This is a genomic window from Klebsiella aerogenes (genome assembly GCA_029027985.1).
In the GTDB taxonomy this organism is placed as follows: domain Bacteria; phylum Pseudomonadota; class Gammaproteobacteria; order Enterobacterales; family Enterobacteriaceae; genus Klebsiella; species Klebsiella aerogenes_A.
On the sequence record CP119076.1, the window covers coordinates 1,539,362 to 1,557,238 of the forward strand.

Annotated in this window: 16 protein-coding genes, 1 tRNA gene and 1 pseudogene; 7 read left to right on the top strand and 11 right to left on the bottom strand. The window is 52.4% G+C overall.

All coding sequences use genetic code 11. The features are described 5' to 3' along the window. The first annotated feature begins 97 nt into the window (after window positions 1-97). A complete protein-coding gene (gene mqo, locus PYR66_07330; protein ID WEF29515.1) occupies window positions 98-1,732 on the top strand; it encodes a malate dehydrogenase (quinone) in 1,635 nt (544 codons plus the stop codon). A 45-nt stretch (window positions 1,733-1,777) separates the two neighbouring features. Here the strand turns inward: mqo and eco are convergent, their stop codons facing one another. Together eco and PYR66_07340 are read right to left on the bottom strand one after the other, a co-directional pair. Further along, window positions 1,778-2,269, bottom strand: a complete 492-nt coding sequence (gene eco / locus PYR66_07335; protein ID WEF29516.1) for a serine protease inhibitor ecotin — start codon at window positions 2,267-2,269, stop codon at window positions 1,778-1,780. Between the two features lie 131 nt (window positions 2,270-2,400). Continuing rightward, window positions 2,401-3,510, bottom strand: a complete 1,110-nt coding sequence (locus tag PYR66_07340) for an AI-2E family transporter (GenBank protein WEF29517.1) — start codon at window positions 3,508-3,510, stop codon at window positions 2,401-2,403. A 241-nt stretch (window positions 3,511-3,751) separates the two neighbouring features. On the opposite strand from PYR66_07340, the gene PYR66_07345 reads away from it, so the two are divergent. Both PYR66_07345 and PYR66_07350 read left to right on the top strand, forming a co-directional pair. After that, window positions 3,752-4,468, top strand: a complete 717-nt coding sequence (locus PYR66_07345; protein ID WEF29518.1) for an integrase — start codon at window positions 3,752-3,754, stop codon at window positions 4,466-4,468. Further along, entirely contained in the window at window positions 4,461-5,141 is a 681-nt protein-coding gene (locus tag PYR66_07350) for an RES family NAD+ phosphorylase (GenBank protein WEF29519.1), read from the top strand. Before PYR66_07345 ends, PYR66_07350 begins: the two co-directional genes overlap by 8 nt. Window positions 5,142-5,582: 441 nt before the next feature. On the opposite strand, the gene PYR66_07355 is transcribed toward PYR66_07350, so the two are convergent. Both PYR66_07355 and PYR66_07360 read right to left on the bottom strand, forming a co-directional pair. Then, entirely contained in the window at window positions 5,583-7,232 is a 1,650-nt protein-coding gene (locus tag PYR66_07355) for a hypothetical protein (GenBank protein WEF29520.1), read from the bottom strand. Window positions 7,233-7,663: 431 nt separating this feature from the next. Then, a pseudogene (locus PYR66_07360) lies at window positions 7,664-7,922 on the bottom strand (DinI-like family protein). Between the two features lie 55 nt (window positions 7,923-7,977). Here PYR66_07360 and PYR66_07365 point away from each other — a divergent pair. Then, window positions 7,978-8,370, top strand: coding sequence for a hypothetical protein (locus tag PYR66_07365; GenBank protein WEF29521.1), 393 nt, complete (start codon window positions 7,978-7,980; stop codon window positions 8,368-8,370). Between the two features lie 101 nt (window positions 8,371-8,471). Here the strand turns inward: PYR66_07365 and PYR66_07370 are convergent. The 3 genes from PYR66_07370 to PYR66_07380 all read right to left on the bottom strand — a co-directional run bounded on the left by PYR66_07370 (window position 8,472) and on the right by PYR66_07380 (window position 10,632). Continuing rightward, window positions 8,472-8,548: transfer RNA gene (locus PYR66_07370), tRNA-Pro, on the bottom strand. Window positions 8,549-8,624: 76 nt separating this feature from the next. Continuing rightward, the gene (gene yejM, locus PYR66_07375; GenBank protein ID WEF29522.1) at window positions 8,625-10,385 is read right to left on the bottom strand and encodes an LPS biosynthesis-modulating metalloenzyme YejM; all 1,761 of its coding nucleotides are present in this window, start codon (window positions 10,383-10,385) and stop codon (window positions 8,625-8,627) included. Between the two features lie 19 nt (window positions 10,386-10,404). Beyond that, the gene (locus PYR66_07380; protein ID WEF29523.1) at window positions 10,405-10,632 is read right to left on the bottom strand and encodes a YejL family protein; all 228 of its coding nucleotides are present in this window, start codon (window positions 10,630-10,632) and stop codon (window positions 10,405-10,407) included. A gap of 188 nt (window positions 10,633-10,820) precedes the next feature. On the opposite strand from PYR66_07380, the gene yejK reads away from it, so the two are divergent. Further along, window positions 10,821-11,828, top strand: coding sequence for a nucleoid-associated protein YejK (gene yejK / locus PYR66_07385; GenBank protein WEF29524.1), 1,008 nt, complete (start codon window positions 10,821-10,823; stop codon window positions 11,826-11,828). Window positions 11,829-11,868: 40 nt separating this feature from the next. Here yejK and PYR66_07390 read toward each other — a convergent pair whose 3' ends face one another. After that, complete coding sequence (locus PYR66_07390) at window positions 11,869-12,630, bottom strand: DeoR/GlpR family DNA-binding transcription regulator (protein ID WEF29525.1); 762 nt, start codon at window positions 12,628-12,630, stop codon at window positions 11,869-11,871. An 81-nt stretch (window positions 12,631-12,711) separates the two neighbouring features. On the opposite strand from PYR66_07390, the gene PYR66_07395 reads away from it, so the two are divergent. Then, window positions 12,712-13,308, top strand: a complete 597-nt coding sequence (locus PYR66_07395; protein WEF29526.1) for an NUDIX domain-containing protein — start codon at window positions 12,712-12,714, stop codon at window positions 13,306-13,308. A 19-nt stretch (window positions 13,309-13,327) separates the two neighbouring features. Here the strand turns inward: PYR66_07395 and PYR66_07400 are convergent, their stop codons facing one another. Continuing rightward, window positions 13,328-14,614, bottom strand: coding sequence for a serine hydrolase (locus PYR66_07400; GenBank protein WEF29527.1), 1,287 nt, complete (start codon window positions 14,612-14,614; stop codon window positions 13,328-13,330). A 103-nt stretch (window positions 14,615-14,717) separates the two neighbouring features. Here PYR66_07400 and PYR66_07405 point away from each other — a divergent pair, with 103 nt between their 5' ends. Then, the gene (locus tag PYR66_07405) at window positions 14,718-15,605 is read left to right on the top strand and encodes a LysR family transcriptional regulator (GenBank protein WEF29528.1); all 888 of its coding nucleotides are present in this window, start codon (window positions 14,718-14,720) and stop codon (window positions 15,603-15,605) included. Window positions 15,606-15,662: 57 nt separating this feature from the next. Here PYR66_07405 and rplY read toward each other — a convergent pair whose 3' ends face one another. Continuing rightward, entirely contained in the window at window positions 15,663-15,947 is a 285-nt protein-coding gene (gene rplY, locus PYR66_07410; GenBank protein ID WEF29529.1) for a 50S ribosomal protein L25, read from the bottom strand. 134 nt (window positions 15,948-16,081) lie between these two features. Beyond that, complete coding sequence (locus tag PYR66_07415) at window positions 16,082-17,839, bottom strand: DEAD/DEAH box helicase (GenBank protein WEF29530.1); 1,758 nt, start codon at window positions 17,837-17,839, stop codon at window positions 16,082-16,084. Window positions 17,840-17,877: the final 38 nt, after the last annotated feature.

A 17,877-nucleotide genomic window follows, 5' to 3' on the forward strand; every position in this document is an offset into this window, starting at 1 on the left:
AATATTTAAATTTTTGAGCACAGGTGGTACCTTTGATCCCGAGAATCGTTTCACCTGCGCTAAATAAAAAAGCGAGTAAAAGTAAGGCTCAAATCCGATGAAGAAAAAGATGGCCGTACCCAGCTCACAGGCGGTTGGTTCCAGTACAAATCGGACCAACACCCGCCATGAGCAAGAGACGGATGTATTGTTGATTGGCGGCGGTATCATGAGCGCCACGTTGGGAACCTGGCTGCAGGAGCTGGAGCCGGATTGGTCTATTACCATGGTCGAGCAGATGACCAGCGTTGCTGAGGAAAGCTCGAACGGCTGGAATAATGCGGGCACCGGCCATGCGGCGTTGATGGAGCTGAACTATACGCCGCAAACCGCCAATGGAATCAATATCGACAAAGCGGTCGATATCAATGAGTCCTTCCATATTTCTCGTCAGTTTTGGGCCCACCAGGTGACCCGCGGCATCCTGACTAAGCCGAAATCCTTTATTAACAGCGTGCCGCACATGAGCTTTGTGTGGGGCGAAGATAACGTCAACTTCCTGCGCGCGCGTTACGCGGCGCTGCAACAGAGCGAACTGTTCCGCGGTATTCGCTATTCTGAAGATCATCAACAGATCAAAGAGTGGGCGCCGCTGGTGATGGAAGGGCGCGATCCGCAGCAAAAAGTGGCGGCGACGCGGACCGAAATGGGCACCGACGTTAACTATGGTGAGATCACCCGCCAGCTGATTGCCGGGCTGCAGACCCATCATAATTTCTCGCTTCAGCTAGGTACCGTTGTGCGCCGCTTTAAACGCAATGCCGACAACAGCTGGACGGTGACGCTGGCGGATGCCAACAACCGCCACCAGAAGCGGACGATCAAAACCAAATTCATCTTTATCGGCGCTGGCGGCGCGGCGTTGACGCTGCTGCAGGAAACCGGTATTCCGCAGGCGAAAGAGTACGCGGGCTTCCCGGTCGGCGGTCAGTTCCTGGTATGCGAGAACCCGGAAGTGGTTAACCATCACCTGGCGAAAGTCTACGGTCAGGCGGAAGTCGGCGCGCCGCCGATGTCGGTGCCGCATATCGATACCCGTATTATCGATGGTAAACGCGTCGTGCTGTTTGGGCCATTCGCGACATTCTCGACCCGCTTCCTGAAAAACGGTTCGCTCTGGGATCTGCTGGCCTCGACGAATACCTCGAATATTCTGCCGATGCTTAACGTCGGAATGGATAACTTCGATCTGGTGAAATACCTGATTAGCCAGGTACTGCAGAAAGATAAAGATCGCCATGCCGCGCTGTGCGAATACTATCCGGAAGCGCAGAAAGAAGATTGGCGTCTGTGGCAGGCTGGACAGCGTGTACAGATTATCAAGCGTGATAAGAAGAAGGGCGGCGTGCTGCGCCTCGGTACCGAAGTGGTGTGCGATGACGAAGGTACTGTCGCCGCACTGCTGGGCGCTTCTCCAGGTGCGTCTACTGCTGCGCCGATCATGGTGCAACTGCTGGAAAAAGTCTTTAAAGATAAAGTTCAGACACCGGCCTGGCAGGCGAAGATGAAAGAGATCGTGCCGAGCTACGGTATGCGCCTGGATGGCAACGCGGCGGCAATCGAGCAGACGATGGCCTGGACCAGCGAAGTGCTGGGGCTACACTATGAGCCGACGACGGCGGCCGATGAGGTACCGCAGGCCGAGCTTAAACCGCTTACCGGCGGCAAACCGATGGCGGATATCGCGCTATAACAAAAACGGCAGCCTCTGGGCTGCCGTTTCGTATTATGGTCGCGATTAACGCTCAACGGCATTACCGATCGTTTCTTCGGCTTTCCAGATACGATATTTCACTTCAACGTTGGCTGGAGTGTAAACCACGATCGGCAGCTTGCTGTTGTAGCGCAGCAAGCCATCATGACCGAGACCGGCAGTGACAAATTTCTTCTCTTTCTTACCGTCCGGGCAAGCCATCATGGTGGAGACCGGAGATGTCACTTTATCAAAGACGTAGTAGTCATAGCCCCAGCCTTCCAGGGTTTTGCTTTCCAGCTGTCCGCCCAGGCGGTGATGGTTACAGTCAACTTCCAGCGTCTGACCAATCATCAGTTCAACTTTTAACGCAGATTCGTCCTGCTGCTGCGGCAGCTGAATCACCTGACGTTTCATCCCTTTTTCCGCTTTCGGAAACGGAGCCACTTTTTCCAGCGGCTGTTCAGCGGCTAAGGCGCTGGTGGAAACACAGGCAACGGCCAGCAGAGAAACGGCAAACGTAGCGATTTTTTTCACGGTTGATCATCCTTTTTTATCGAGGCTAACCAAAATAGACTAGCATTATTAAGCTTATTGATAAGAGTTATTTACCAATATTTGCAATATGAATAGTGAAATGTACTGGTAAAGTAGATCCGCGCGTCATGTTATTCATCCCGGCTACTTTTGGCTTCCTCAATGAATTCTTCATCTATCTCGTCGGTATTACCGGCATGCTCGCGACCCGATAGCAGGTTCCAGCAAGCGATAAACAACGCGGCAATCAGCGGGCCGATGACGAATCCATTGATGCCGTAAATTTCCATACCGCCAAGCGTGGCGATCAGAATGAGGTAATCCGGCATTTTGGTATCTTTCCCCACCAGCAGGGGGCGCAGAATGTTATCAACCAATCCAATGACGATAACAAAGAAGCCGACAATGAACGCGCCTTGCCACAACTGCCCGGTGGCGAAAAGGTAAATTGCCGCCGGTACCCAGATAATGGCGGAACCCACCGCCGGGATTAGCGACAGAAACGCCATTAACGCTCCCCACAGAATGCTGCCATCGAGTCCGGCGATCCAGAATGCAAAACCGCCCAGCGCGCCCTGAGCCAGGGCGACGGCAACGGTACCTTTGACCGTCGCTCGCGCCACCGCGGCGAATTTGGCGAACAGGTGCTGCTTCACGTAATCGGATAGCGGTAAGGACTCGAGGATCAGCAGTACCAGGTATGGGCCGTCTTTCAGCAGGAAAAACAGCAGGTACAGCATAATACCGAAGCTGACGGTAAAGCCGAAAGTGCCTTTGCCAATCAGGAATGCGCTGCCGGCCAGATACTGCCCGCCTTTGAGGGCGACATCGGACAGTTGCTGCTGGATTTGTTCCGCACTATCGAGATGGTGATCGGAGAGGAAGCTTCTGGCCCAGCCTGGTAGGTGGGCAAACAGATTGGCGACCACAGTCGGGAATTGAGTGTCGTTATGCTGTAGTTTGGTGTACACCACGTTCAGCTCGAAGGCCAGCGACGAAATGATGATGGCCAATGGGGTAAATACGATAAGACAGATAATGACGATAGTCAGTAGCGCTGCAATGCCATTACGTTCCCCCATCCGAGAACGGATTTTGTTTTTGACCGGGTTGAAGATCACCGCCAGGATCGCGGTCCAGAGGATTGCGGAGTAGTAGGGGGAAAGAACATCAAAAAACGCCAGAGTGACGATAAATAAAATAAGGATAAAAAATCCCTTGGTAAGTCCATTAACTCTCATGCAATCCGCTCCTGCCGATGACTAATACAGTCGAATGATAGATGCAGTTTAGTCATTTACCGGCAGGCTTACCATGGCCACGCCAGGGGACGGTCTCCGCAAAGGCAGAGAAACCGCCTCCAGAGCGAGCAGGAATGATAATGTGTCAGCAATAGCGTAAATTTTGCTCATGTCAGGTGACAACACGCATATTAGTTATATAATGAATATAACCAATATATCCAAAATAAGGAGGGGCGGGATGACAGCAAAGAGCACTACCGCGAACCGTAAAGCATCCTTCTTTGACATTAAAACCGTCAGCGGCGATGAGCTGCGCACCCTGACGACGCGAGCCGATTCTGAGTATTTAGTGATTGATTTAGGGGATATCCGCGAACACCACACCGGGTTTGATGAAACCCTCAAAGTCGCGATGAGTGCTGCGGTTAATGCCGTTATCGCATCGATGGGGATTGTGATACCCGGCGTAAGAACACGTCAAACCGCGCGTGTTCCGAAGGCGGATAAACGTTCTACAGAAGGGGGGCTTAAATCCGCTAAGCAGATGCGTACGGAACGTAATTCACAGCGTCGCGAAGCACTTAACGCGCATATTTTGGCTGATTCCGAGTGGTTGTCGGCAAAAGCGCTCTCGGATAAAGCGCAGTTTAAAAACAGCAATCCCAGCGCCGGACCTAATCGCTGGAAATCCGCGGGTAAGATATTTGCCTTGCAGCTGAATGGGAAAGACCAGTATCCGCGATATGCGCTGGATGAAGGATACCGGCCGGTACCGGTTGTTAAACAGGTTATCGCATTATTTGGTGAGAAGAAAACGCCATGGGGATTAGCCATCTGGTTCGGCTCAGCCAATAGCTGGCTGGCGGGCAAAAAGCCGAAAGATGTCCTGAAAACCATGCCCGGCCAGGTGCTGAAGGCGGCGCAGGCTGAGGCGGATGGCGGCGCGCATGGCTGATTCGCACGATAGTGGGCAGGTTGAACGATGTATTCCTGCCCCCAAAGAAAAGCTGGCGATCAATATTGTCACCTGGGCTGCCGGAAAACCTATTTACAGGATCCACTCCGCGCACTTCACCGCGGTGCAATTTAATCCAGGCCAGGGGAACGCGCGTTTTAGTCCAATGCGCAACGGCGTACCGACGCTATATGGCGGCGCCAGCACTGCTGTTGCGGTGATGGAAACGGTTTTTCACGACCTGCCCGTTGACTCGGCCGGCATCCCCTTTGATTTGGGGCGCCTGGAAGGGAAGGTGCATTCCGTCGTAAAGCCCGTTTTGGATCTAAATCTGGCGGATTTAAATCCTAAAACGCTGCGCAAGATGGGAGTAAAGCGCGCTGAGCTTCTTGATTCACCGGCGGAACAGTATGTATTTACGCAGGAGTACTCCGTCGCTATCTATCATGCTTACCCGGATGTTCATGGGTTGCAGTGGTCTTCCCGGCAGCATGGCGACATGGCGCTGATGTTATTTGGCGATCGGGTCACATCGGAGCACCTTGAGGTGGTGACGGAATCTGAACGGCTTCTGGAGTCAGAGCATATTCTGGATATCATTGAACAAGAGGCCGATCAGCTTGGCGTGGTGTTAATTGAATTTTACGGCGGTCATGGGCCAGAAAAGGCGTAGCTTTTTCCCATGCGTCATACATCCAATATAGCTATCGACACGCTTTTTATTCCGTGGCTATTATTCATCATCCCGATAGTATTTATACGGTTTCAAATCGAATATTCTCCTGTGACTAACATGCCATGATGTTAAAATAAATGGAGAGGTAATAATATTTTATTTTTTTCCATTTTTCTTAAGAAAAAACAATAGGGGGTGTTTTTTGTTCGTGTTACCTGTAATGTTGTATCGGTAACTTCTTTCTCATTAACGTTAGCTTAATACTTAACCTATCGGGCATTTTACTTCCTGTATCCCTGTGGGTTGGATTGACCCCAGCCCGGTAACTGTATGCAAGAGTTACCGGGGGGGATTACTTTAATCCTACAGTTGGTCTATTATGGATGATTTGTATCTATCCGAAAATATTGTTTTTCCTTTATAGTCGCTGATTGTTTTTTAGCCTGTAAAAATAGCTCCATCTACAGGGTATAATATTGAAAGTTGTAGCTCTGTTAAGCTTTTTATAACGCTCCCCTGCATGGGTTTTCCTGCTATATAAAGTTTCAATTCATTGGCGTTCGTAATTGATGCAGTTACAGGCAATGAACTGTTTGGAATGGTATTTTCTGTTTCAGTTGAGGTAGAGTCATCTAGTTCCAATGTAAATACGCCGCATCCGGACCTTTTCCCTAAGCTAATAGGTAAAGGAAGATTTATAGATAAATCACCAGAGGGTTTTGTGTTGACTAAGTTTACCGCTAACCATAATGAAAGGTAGCACATACCATTATCAATGTAATAGTCACCACCTCTGGAACTGTAACTAATGCTTCCGGTTATGTCCTTTCCTATAATACTTGGGGTAAATGTACTGCCCCTTCCGCCAATCTGAGGTTTGTTTGTAGAAGAGTATTCAACTTCATCTGAAACGCCAGTTGACTGGTTTCTGTTATTGATAATAAATGTTCGTGCTGCTGTTCCCTCAACAATAAAACCATATGATTCATTGAGTGATACGCCGTATTTATTATCCTCAACCTTTAAGCCGTATAATCCTCTTAGTTTAACTGCTCGTAATTGTTTTGGCGATACAATATAGTTATTTCGTGCAGTAATGCTATGTGCTGTATTAAGGCTCGTAATTATGACTCCACTGTTATCAAACCCATATGTCCCTGGCACATCACAACCAATTAAGACACCAGCATCAGCATTTATATTACCATTCGTGCCATTTCCATTATTATATAGGTAACACCCTTCAATTATTACCCCATGCGCTGAGTTACTACCACTGTTTGTGTTGGATGTAATAGCGAGTCCCCATGCGCCATCTTCGGAGTGCTCAATGTTACACCCGGAAACTATTGAACCCGCGGGGTTGCACATTAATAGATTTCCAACTAAGCCATGATGGAATGTAACTCCACCAGTTACAGTGATACCAGTATGATCGTTGGTAAACCCAATGCGACAACAGATTTGTCCACCATAATATTCTCCGCCAATTATTGAACATCCCCAAGCTCTTTTTGAACCAAGCCACAGACCATATCTGGCTCGAAGCGGATTTCCATCGGCATCTTTATTTGTAGAAATACCTGCCCAAAAATCACAATTGATAACAAATGTATTATAACATCTTGCAATTTTAATTAATGCATCATTATAGTAAGCCTTTCCGTCATCGATATATCTAACCTTAAGATCTCTAAGATAATGTCTTCTTGTCTTGGCTCCGCTGGCTTCATCACCCATAACTATCTGACCGCCAGCCATGAAAATGGTACCATTAATAATATTGAAATTTATATCGAGTTTGTGGGATGAGCTTAGTGTGTAAATTTTACCACGTAAATCAATGGTATAAGGTAAGTCGCTAGATAACGATGTGTCCTCTAGTTCGGAGAGTCCTTTAAACATTGCAGACCATAAATCGTCGTCCGATGGCATAGATAAATCTATGCCAAACATTTCTGGATATACGATACGACCTAGACTAAGTAATTTGGTTACACTTATGTGATAAGGAGTGTTAACCAGATCGCCACCAAGCCCCTCTTGTGTAGAGTTTAAATCTTCCCTTAAAGTATCATTTGTAGTCATGCAGTCCTCTCTTGCTTTCGGTGTATTTCATTTTACTGTATAAATAATCAGTTGTTTGTGCGAATCGGATTAATAATAAATTACAATCTCTGAATTATGACTAGTAATAAATTTAGGTTATTAATTCTTATTTAATGTTTTGTAGATAATTAAGCTCGTATTGAAGTTGTAGGCATATCTGGTAACTCTACTCCTTCAGATCAATTCGTTAAGTGCATCTGCATTATGGTCATTTTTATAGTCTATACGTTCGTTAGTGATTATGAGAAATGCTAGAGGGGCCAGGTAGATAATCTGTCGTAGAGAGAGGCTGGAGAGTACTCGTTGGTTTAAGAGAACGCTCTGAAGAAGGATGCCGTAAAGCATAGCCACTCGGCGACAGGTGGCATAAGTGATTGGGGTTGGAGTAAAGACGATATATAAATATTTCCCTACAAGAGCAGAAAACCGGAACTGATATCGTTGAACATGTGGTATCGCTCATTAACCAACCAAGTATACGCTTCTTCAAACCACGGTTAAGCCGTTCCTTCTCGCTTTTCTTAGTAGGTTGGTGTGCATTGGTTTTACTTTCACCCCTGCATCGGGGAAGAGCTGGTGTACCCGCTTCGTCAGCTCGGTAAGTATGATTTGCTGAGCGCCAGGCAGGCCTTGAACATTGCGCTTGTCGTACACGAGTTCTACGAACATTGAATATCCTTTTTTACTGTTTTTATATACAGTATAAAATTGAGGAGTCAATACCATGGATTTTCTGTTACCCGCTCAACATTTTGAAGAACAAGGTATATCTCTTGATGAGGGGTTTATCAGGCATCCGTCGGCAACCTATTTTATGCGGGCAGGGAGTACCTACTATCGGGCCGGGATCCTCCAGGGCGCGTTGCTGATCATAGATTCATCACTTAGCCCATATGATGGTTCATTGTTGGTTTGTAGCGTGGATGGGGAATTTAAGATAAGGCGATACAGGGAAATGCCATATCCATATCTTGAGGATCTTCTGACAGGTAAACGGGAGGAGTTGCCAAAGCAAAATGATGATGCTTACCACAGCCATCGCACTGTGTTTGGGGTAGTCACGTACATAATAAATGATGCAAGATCAGGTGAGTTCGACGATTGCCCAGTCATGTAGTTTTGACGGGAGTTTTTCCCCAGTAATTCCCCATTTATTTCCCCGCACAAAAAACAGGCACAAAAAAACCAGCCATAAGAGGCTGGTTTTTCGAAGGTTTTTGGTCGGCACGAGAGGATTTGAACCTCCGACCCCCGACACCCCATGACGGTGCGCTACCAGGCTGCGCTACGTGCCGACGCGTGGAGGATAATATTACCCGTTCCCCCATCGAATGCAAGTCGCTGACAACCGATTGATTCAAAATTAATCAATTAGTTAGCGATAAAGCGTTTTTCATCCGTCAACACTTGCAGCAGCAGGCTAAGCTGCGGTTTCTGGTCTTTCACCTTCACGCCATCGTGGCTCCAGGTGTGATAGGTGCCATTATGGTCCAGCACCACGGTCACCGCAGGCGTCGTAATGGCCAGCGTGTCGCTATTCGCCGCGGTAACCCAGCTGCGGCGGCGAGCCGGGCTAAACAGATCCTCGCCCTGCGAGTACTCGTTAGCCGGCGTAGACACGTGCAGCAGGCGCTGCATCAGCGTCGTCATCACATCTTTGTTATCCGTGAGCGTCGAAATCTCCTGCACTGGCGTACCTGGCCAATGGATAACCAGCGGTACCTGCAGGTTGGCTCGCGACCAGTCGAATTTATTCTGCTGTGGATCCAGCGGCATGCCGTGTCCGGCGGTGACGATGACCACCGTATCGTCCAGTTTGCCCGCCTTACGCAGCGCGTCCAGCACGCGGCCGATTTGTGTATCGACGCTGCCCGCAGCCCGACCGTAGGTGCGTGCAAAGTTCTGCTGCTGGCTGCTGTCAATATTGGTACCGTTCAGCGATACCCACGAGAACCAACGGTTCTCATCTTGCGCGTAGCGATCCAGCCAGCCAATCCACTGATCGGCGGTTTGTTCGTCGCTTTGCATTTTGGCGGCTGGCAACGAGAAGTCGGACAGCAGCGCCTGGCGGTAGAGCGGGCTGCTAAAGCCATCTGACGAGAACAGACCTAATTGATAACCCTGCTGGTTGAGGGCGGTAATCAGCGCAGCCGGAATACGCGCGGAAAGCACGCCATCCATATAGCCCGGCGAAATGCCGTAGAACAAGCCGAACATCCCGTTGTCGGTATTGTTGCCGGAGCTCATGTGTTGGCTAAAGTTGACGTTTTCTTTTGCAAAAGCGGCCAACTGCGGCATGTTTTTCTCAAAGCGTGAATAATTGAGATTATCCACGGTAATGAGCAGCACGTTGTAACCCGTGCCGAGGTCGCGATAGCGCAGATCGCTTAGCGGATACTGCACCGAAACCGCTTCCGGCGCGCCTTGCTCAACCAGACGGCGCTGGTAATCCTGCGCATCGAGTAGGCCGTGCTTCTCAAGGAAGCGGCGGGCGGTCATCGGATAAGACAGCGGTAAGTTGGCTCGCTGCATGGTGATCGGGCGATAGAAATTAGCATCCGCCCAGATATAAATCAGGTGGCTACTGATAAAGGAGATAAAGAAAAACCAGGCTACAGGGCGCGCGTAGTGGCGGCGACGCGTCAAACTCCGTAGCTTTTGCCAGCTCCAGGTGGCGAAGAGCATCTCAATCAGGAAGATGATCGGTACGCTGATAAACATCAGCTGCCAGTCGCGAGCCATTTCGTTCTGGTCGGGGTTAATCACCAGTTCCCAGACGATAGGGTTTAAGTGCAGGTGGAAGCGGGTAAAGACTTCGCTATCGATGAGCAGCAGCGTCATTCCCGCGGTGGCGAAAATAACCGACAGGAAGCGCATCAGCCGCTGCGAGCCGACGATAAAGGTCAGTGGGAATAGAACCAGTACATAGCTGGCGAAAACCAGAAAGCTGAAGTGGCCAACGAGGCTGACATACGAGAAAACGCGTCCGGCAAGCGTCGTTGGCCAGTCGGCGACAAAAAGATAGCGGCTGCCGAGCACCATAGCCAACAACATGTTGAACAGGGCGAACCAATGTCCCCAACTGACCATCTGGGAGACTTTTTCTCGGTAGGGCTGACGAAGAGTCACCATATACTGTTGTTCGTTATCCTTAGTGCGCTGGGTCGTCGTTAATAGACGATTGCAGTGCCTGGGCGAAAGAACGGGCGATCGCCTGACGCTGCGCCGGTGCGACGCTACTATTGATCAGGTTGGTCACCATATTGCCCAGCACCATCAGTGACAGGTCAACCGGTGCTTTGTGTGTTTCCAGGACGTTCGTCAACTCACTGAGCAACTGTTCGACCTGTTCATCGCTATAGCGGGATATTTGCGGCATAAACTCAAAATCTGTTTGTTCGTGAAAGGGCAACATATTACCGTAGCAGCAGCTTTTTTTCCGCATTTTTTCGCCACGGCGCAAAAGCGCGCAGGAACGCGAATCTCAGGCATGAAAGAGACACGCGCCGGTTGCGTCGTCGTCCCGGCGGTGGTTGAATACCGCCCGGTCTAAAAGGAGAGTTTAACATGAGTCTGGATATCGACCAGATTGCCCTGCATCAGTTGATTAAACGTGATGAACAGAATCTTGAACTAGTGCTGCGCGATTCACTGCTGGAACCGAATGCGACAGTCGTAGAAATGATGGCCGAGCTGCATCGCGTCTATAGCGCAAAAAGTAAGGCCTACGGTCTTTTTAACGAAGACAGCGAGCTGGCGCAGGCGTTGCGTTTACAGCGACAGGGTGAAGAAGCGTTTCTTCCTTTCAGCCGTGCGGCGACGGGGCGTCTGCGTGATGAACTGGCGAAGTATCCCTTCGCCGAAGGCGGTATCGTGCTGTTCTGTCAGTATCGCTACCTGGCGGTCGAGTATCTGTTGGTGGCGGTGCTCAATAACCTGAGCAGCATGCGCGTTAACGAAGAGCTGGATATCAGCTCCACGCATTATTTAGATATTAACCATGCCGACATCGTGGCGCGTATCGATTTGACTGAGTGGGAAACCAATCCTGAATCGACCCGTTACCTGACTTTCCTGAAAGGGCGGGTGGGGCGCAAAGTCGCCGATTTCTTCATGGATTTCCTCGGCGCCAGCGAAGGTCTCAACGCCAAAGCGCAGAACCGCGGTTTGCTGCAGGCGGTGGATGATTTTGCCTCTGACGCGCAGTTGGATAAATCTGAGCGCCAGAATGTGCGCCAACAGGTGTACACCTACTGCAACGAACAGTTGCAGGCAGGGGAAGAGATTGAACTGGAGTCGTTGTCCAAAGAACTCTCCGGCGTCAGTGAAAAGAGCTTCCAGGAGTTTACCGCCGAGCAGGGCTACGAGCTGGAAGAAAGCTTCCCGGCAGATCGCAGCACATTGCGCCAGCTGACCAAATTCGCCGGCAGCGGCGGCGGCCTGACCATCAATTTCGATGCGATGCTGTTAGGCGAACGTGTGTTCTGGGATCCGGCAACGGATACGCTCACGATCAAAGGTACGCCGCCGAACCTGCGCGACCAGCTGCAGCGCCGTACTTCCGGTGGTAATTAACGCCAGCTGAATTAACCCGGCGGAGCATCATGACGCCGGGTTAGCCTGCCGCCTGAATAATCTCCACTCCGTTCTGCGCAAGTCGCTGGCTTAATGCCGCGTCTAGCGAACTATCGACGATTAGCGTGCTGGCGAGATTCAGCTCGCCAATAGCAAAGGTGGAAGCGGAATTGAGCTTCTCCGCAGAGGCCATTACCACGGTTTCTGCCGCTCTGGCCGCCAGCGCGCGCTTGATCCCCGCTTCTTCGTAATCTCCGGTGGTAAAGCCCGCCTGCGGGTGCACTCCGGTCACACCCATAAAAAACAGATCGGCGTTGATTCGTGCCATCGCTGCCAGTGTGTCGGCGCCAACCGCCACCACCGAATGTTTAAACAACTTCCCGCCCAGCAGGATCACCTCGATCTGCGGATGCTCGACCAGCGCCACGGCGATCCCGGGGCTGTGGGTTACCACTGTACAGGCGAGGTCGGTGGGCAACCAGGCGATCATCGCCGTCGTTGTTGTCCCACCATCAACGATGACCACCTGTCCCGGCTGAATTAGCATCGCCGCCTGACGCGCCACCGCCTGTTTAGAGATCACCTGCACGCTTTTTCTGTTTTCGATTGGGGCGATAGCTGCGGAAATCGGCAGAGCGCCACCGTGCACCCGCTGCAGCTTCCCTTCCGCTGCCAGTTCGCGTAGATCGCGGCGTATCGAGTCTTCCGAGACCTTAAAACGCTGGCTTAGCTCCCCCGACATCACCTGCTTTTCGGTGGCAAGGAGTTTAAGGATCTGTTGTTTTCTCTGGCTGGCGAGCATGCTTTTTCCTTCATGATTTATCTTGTTTGTGCACGATTATGCATGTTATGTTGCCGGCTGTCACCTTAGAGGGGGAAAAACATGCACGTTGACGCACCCCGCGTTCGCCACGTACGCGAAACGCTACTGTCCGATAACTGGTACACGCTGAAAAAATATACCTTTGAGCTGCTGCGTCGGGATGGGCACTGGCAGGAACAGAGCCGGGAGGCCTATGACCGCGGCAACGGCGCGGTGATCCTGCTCTATAATCGCCACAAACGGAGCGTGGTGCTGATCCGTCAGTTTCGTTTTCCGGTATGGATCAACGGCCACGACGGGTTTTTGATTGAGGCTGCCGCGGGGTTGCTGGATAACGCATCGCCGGAAGAGCGCATTATTGCGGAAGCGCAAGAGGAGACCGGTTTTCGCGTCACCCGTATTGAACCGGTGTTCACGGCCTATATGAGCCCGGGCTCGGTCACGGAAAAACTGTACTTTTTTATCGCCGAGTACTCGGCTGACGACCGACACGGCGAGGGCGGCGGGCTGGCGGCGGAAGGTGAAGATATTGAAGTACTGGAGTGGCCGCTGGCACGGGCGCTGCAGGCGATTCGCGATGGCGAAATTGTGGATGCTAAAACCATCATGCTGCTGCAGCATTTGGCGCTGAATGCAGATACACTCCTTACCGTCTAAGCGGCAAGGAGCAGGGAGATTAGCGTAGTTCGCGGGCGATGGCGCTGTACATCAACGCTGCTTCCAGTGGTTGGGCGTTGAAGGACGGCTCAGCCTGCGGCCAGGTTGACCACTGCACGATCACCAGATGTTCGGCGCGGTTCACCATGATCACCTGGCCGTAGATCCCCAGCGCCCACAGTGAGCCTTTCAACCCTTCCTGTGGCGTCGGCTGTACGTTTTTCGCATTAGCCGGAATGGCGTTGTTCCACCATTGATAGCCATAGATACCTTCCGGATGCGCCGCCGAGACCGAGTTCAGCGCTGTAGTCCAGTTAGAGGCCTGATCGAACCAGCCTGCCGGTACCAGCTGTTTGCCGTTGCTCAAACGACCATCGCGAGCAACAAATTCGCCGAAGCGGCCCCAGTCTTCAAGAGTGGCGTTAAAGCCGTGGGCGCCGACATCATGCTGTCCTTTCTTATAGGCGTGCCAGACGCCATCGTGAGCCATACCGGCCGGTTGCCACAGCGACTGCTCAAGCCAGGCGGCCAGCGACATGCCGGTCGCGCGTTCCAGCACATCGCCCAACAGCCAGGCGCCGCCGGAGGAGTAAGACCACTGCTCGCCTGCCGGGTGTTTACGCGACAAGGTCGAGATAATTTTACGCACGCAGTCGTAGGCGCCAGGCTGTGCTTCGCACTGGGTCAGGCGGGCGAAATGCGACTGTGGATCAGTGTAATCTTCATTCCATTCTACGCCGCTGGTGTGTTGAATCAGCTGCTTCAGCGTCACGCCATCCCAGGCGGTACCCTTCAGGCCGGGCTCATAAACGGTAATCAGATCGTCGAGCGAATGGATCTTACCCTGCTGAATAGCGATGCCGACCAGCGTCGAGACCACCGATTTCCCCACCGAGCGCGAGGTCCACAGCGTGGTGTCGGTATTACCCTCACCGAGATATTTCCAGGCGACTTTGCCATCTTTCAGCACCAGCATGCCGCTGACGTTTTCGCGCTTCAGGTAATCCTGGAGATCCCAGGTGTGGCCGTTAACCGTATAGCTGGCATGGGTCAACTGCTTATCGGCGCGCGCCAGCGGTACCGACGCGCCGTGGCGGAATACGTCGCCGGCATAGTTGCGATAGTCATTACGAAAGCCAACCACGCGCGAGGTCTGATCCCAGGTGAGCATATCTTTCGCGGCAGGCAGCTTTTGGTCGTAAGGCGTCGGGCAGACATCCAGCATCAGGCCGCCGCAGTTCTGCGCCATCGCCGCTGTTGGCAGTACCGTCAGCATTAACGCCAGAGCCAGTGGTTTTCTTATCATCCTCGTTTCCTCATTCGCCATAGATTCGCTGTGCAGTATATAAATCGACTCGCGCAGGCTAAAATCAACAAACGGGGGATTTTCCCCCGAAAGGGAGTGAAGGATGAAAACCCTGCAGTACTCATTTGCGCAGATTGAGGCATTCGCGACGATCGCCGAGACCGGCAGCCTGTCGCGGGCGGCGCTTCGCTTAGGTAAAGACCGTACGACGCTTCGCGATCTGCTGGATTATCTGGAAGATGCGCTGGACTATCGGCTATTCAGCCGCGAAGGGCGCAGTCTGACGCTGACTGCTGAAGGCGAGCAGCTTTTTCGCCAGGCGCATTTGTTGTTGCGTCAGGCTCAGGCTTTCGAATCTTTCGCCCAAACGCTGCCGCAGACCGCCTGGCAGGCGTTACGCCTGGTGTACGATCCGTTTGTCCCGCGTGCGTTTCTTTGCGCGTTGGCCGATAGCCTTGCGCAAAAACAGATTCGCCTTAGTTGCTGGAGCGCTTCGCGACGCGAGGCGGAGCAGGCGTTGGCTTATGGCGTCGCGGAGATAGCTATTTGTCAGGCCAATAACCGTACGCTGGGTAGCGAGATGGAGTGGCGGGCATTAGGCTCCGTCGATCTGCGTTTTTACGCCGCGCAAAGCCTGTTTACCGACGCCGTGCGTCCGCTGACGCTGCTGAATTTATCGCTGACGCCGCAGTTGGTGATGCACCGTCGCAGCGATGATCAAATCGCCCGTCGGCTGCAAATTTCCGGTCATACGCTGTACATGAATGAAATTACCATGCTGCGTCACGCGATGGAGCAGGGGCAGGGATGGGGATTTTTACCCGATCATTTACGGCCCGACGAGTGGCAGGGCATTAGCGAGATTGTGACAGAGGTCGGTAATCAGGGGCTTAACGTTACGATGGTGATGCTGTGGCTGCCGGGGATGAATAAACACCGCGCGCTGGGAGAGATCGTGGATGACGCGCCGGAGCTATGGTTGCGTACATAACAAAACGCCCCGAGTCCGAAGACCCGAGGCGCTTGCCATACAACTTGCTATCGGCGATTAAGCGCGAACGAAGTCGATGTGAGACAGTTTCGGCTTGAACGGGTGACGCTGAACAGCCTGAACTTTTACTTTCTCTTCTTTACCATCGACAACGATGGTCAGAACTTCGCCGTAAAACTCAGCTTTGTCCTGCATGTTCCACAGTTTGTCGTGGTCCAGTTCGATTGCAACCGGAGCAGCTTCGCCACCGTAGATGATTGCCGGGAACTTGTTAGCTGCGCGCAGGCGGCGGCTCGCACCCTTACCCTGCTCTTTACGTACTTCTGCGTTGATAGTAAACATTGATGTCTCTCTATATATAAAGCCTGCAACAGGCGACCCAGCAGCAGGCAGATTATCTGCTTTGCGAATGCAAAAGCGGGCGGCATTATAGCCGCCAATCGGCGCCCCGGCAATCAAAACCTCAGTGCAGGCGATTAACGCAGCTCGTTGGCGCGGCGGAAACGCCCCTGATAATCGAACACTTTTTCCCGCACTTGCCAGTACTGCCCCTTCATGCGAGCGACGACAAAGTCGGGGTGGCGCAGCAGTGTCTGTTGGGCAATGATATCCGCTGGCGTTATCCAGCGCAGCGGGACTCCCGGCGTACGAGTATGCGGACGTATAAACAGTTGTTCAAAGGCGGTGCGCTGGGCGGGCGTCTGTAGACGGAAGCGCTCGCTCACATCGGCGCCATCCTCATCGTAGTAGGTTATTTTCAGCCAGGGGCCTTTTTCATCGCCGCCGTGCTGGAGCGCCATGCCGCTACAGCGCAGCACCAACGCATCTTTTAGCTTCAGCGCCGCCTTCAGCATGTCGTCAGGATCGACCAGAATGGTGTCGCACTCGCGGCAGCGACGGGCGGCGATATCATTCTCGGCGTTGCACTGCGGACAATTTTTAAAACGAAAACGGAAATCGCATTGTTCGCGGTGACCGTCACCGTCTTCAAACCAGCCCTGACAGCGGCGGCCAAAGTGCTCGATTAAGGTTCCGTCGGCGGTCGTTTTGCCCCAAAAGGTATTGGCGAAACCGCAAGCCGGGCAGAAGACCTGCACCGGAACATTATCGCTTTTCCCTTTTGGCGAGCCGACTTCCGGCGCATACAGGTCGTGGGGATTACCGGCGTAATCGAGGATCAGACAGTCGGTTTTCCCTGGCGCCAGGCGCAGGCCACGGCCAACGATTTGTTGGTAAAGACTGACCGACTCGGTTGGGCGGAGGATGGCGATCAGATCGACGTGCGGGGCATCGAAGCCGGTGGTCAACACCGCGACGTTAACCAGGTAGCGATACTGCTGCGCTTTAAAGGCGTCGATGATGCGATCGCGCTCTGCCCCCGGTGTTTCGCCGGTAATCAGTGCTGCCTCCGCCGACGGCAGCAGGCCGGTGATTTCCCGCGCGTGTTCGACGGTGGCGGCGAAGATCATCACCCCTTTGCGGCTTTCGGCGAACTCCACGATTTGGCTGACGATGTGCGGCGTAATGCGCTGCTGTTTTTTTAGCTCGTGGTTGAGATCGCTCTCGCTGAACAAACCATTGCTTTGCGCCTGTAGACGGCTGAAATCGTACTGTACCACCGGCATATCGAGACGTTCCGGCGGCGTCAGGTAGCCATGCTTGATCATGTAGCGCAGCGGTAGCTCGTAAATGCAGTCGCGAAACAGCGCTTTTTCATCGCCGCGCACCATGCCGTGATAGTGGAACTGATAGATCCAGCCTTTACCCAGACGAAATGGGGTAGCGGTCAGACCGAGCAGCCTGAGCTGCGGGTTAACCTGACGCAGGTGGCTGATAATTTGCTGATACTGGCTGTCGTCGTCATCGCTGATGCGGTGGCACTCATCGACGATCAGCAAGGAGAATTCGCTCTGGAACTGTTCGAGGTTACGCGCTACCGACTGTACGCTGCCGAACACCACTTTGCCGCGGCTTTCCTTACGCTGCAGACCGGCAGCGAAGATATCCGCCTCAAGCCCAAGCGCGCAGTATTTGCCGTGATTCTGCGCCACCAGCTCTTTTACGTGAGCCAGTACTAACACGCGTCCACGCGCCAGCCGCGCCAGCTCGGCGATCACCAGGCTTTTTCCGGCGCCGGTCGGCAGTACGATGGCGGCAGGTTCATGGTGGCGGCGAAACCAGGCAAGGGTGGCGTCGACCGCCTCTTTTTGGTAGGGGCGTAATGTAAAAGTCATCAATTCTCGGGGGTTAATTAACTCGCAAATAGTATGCC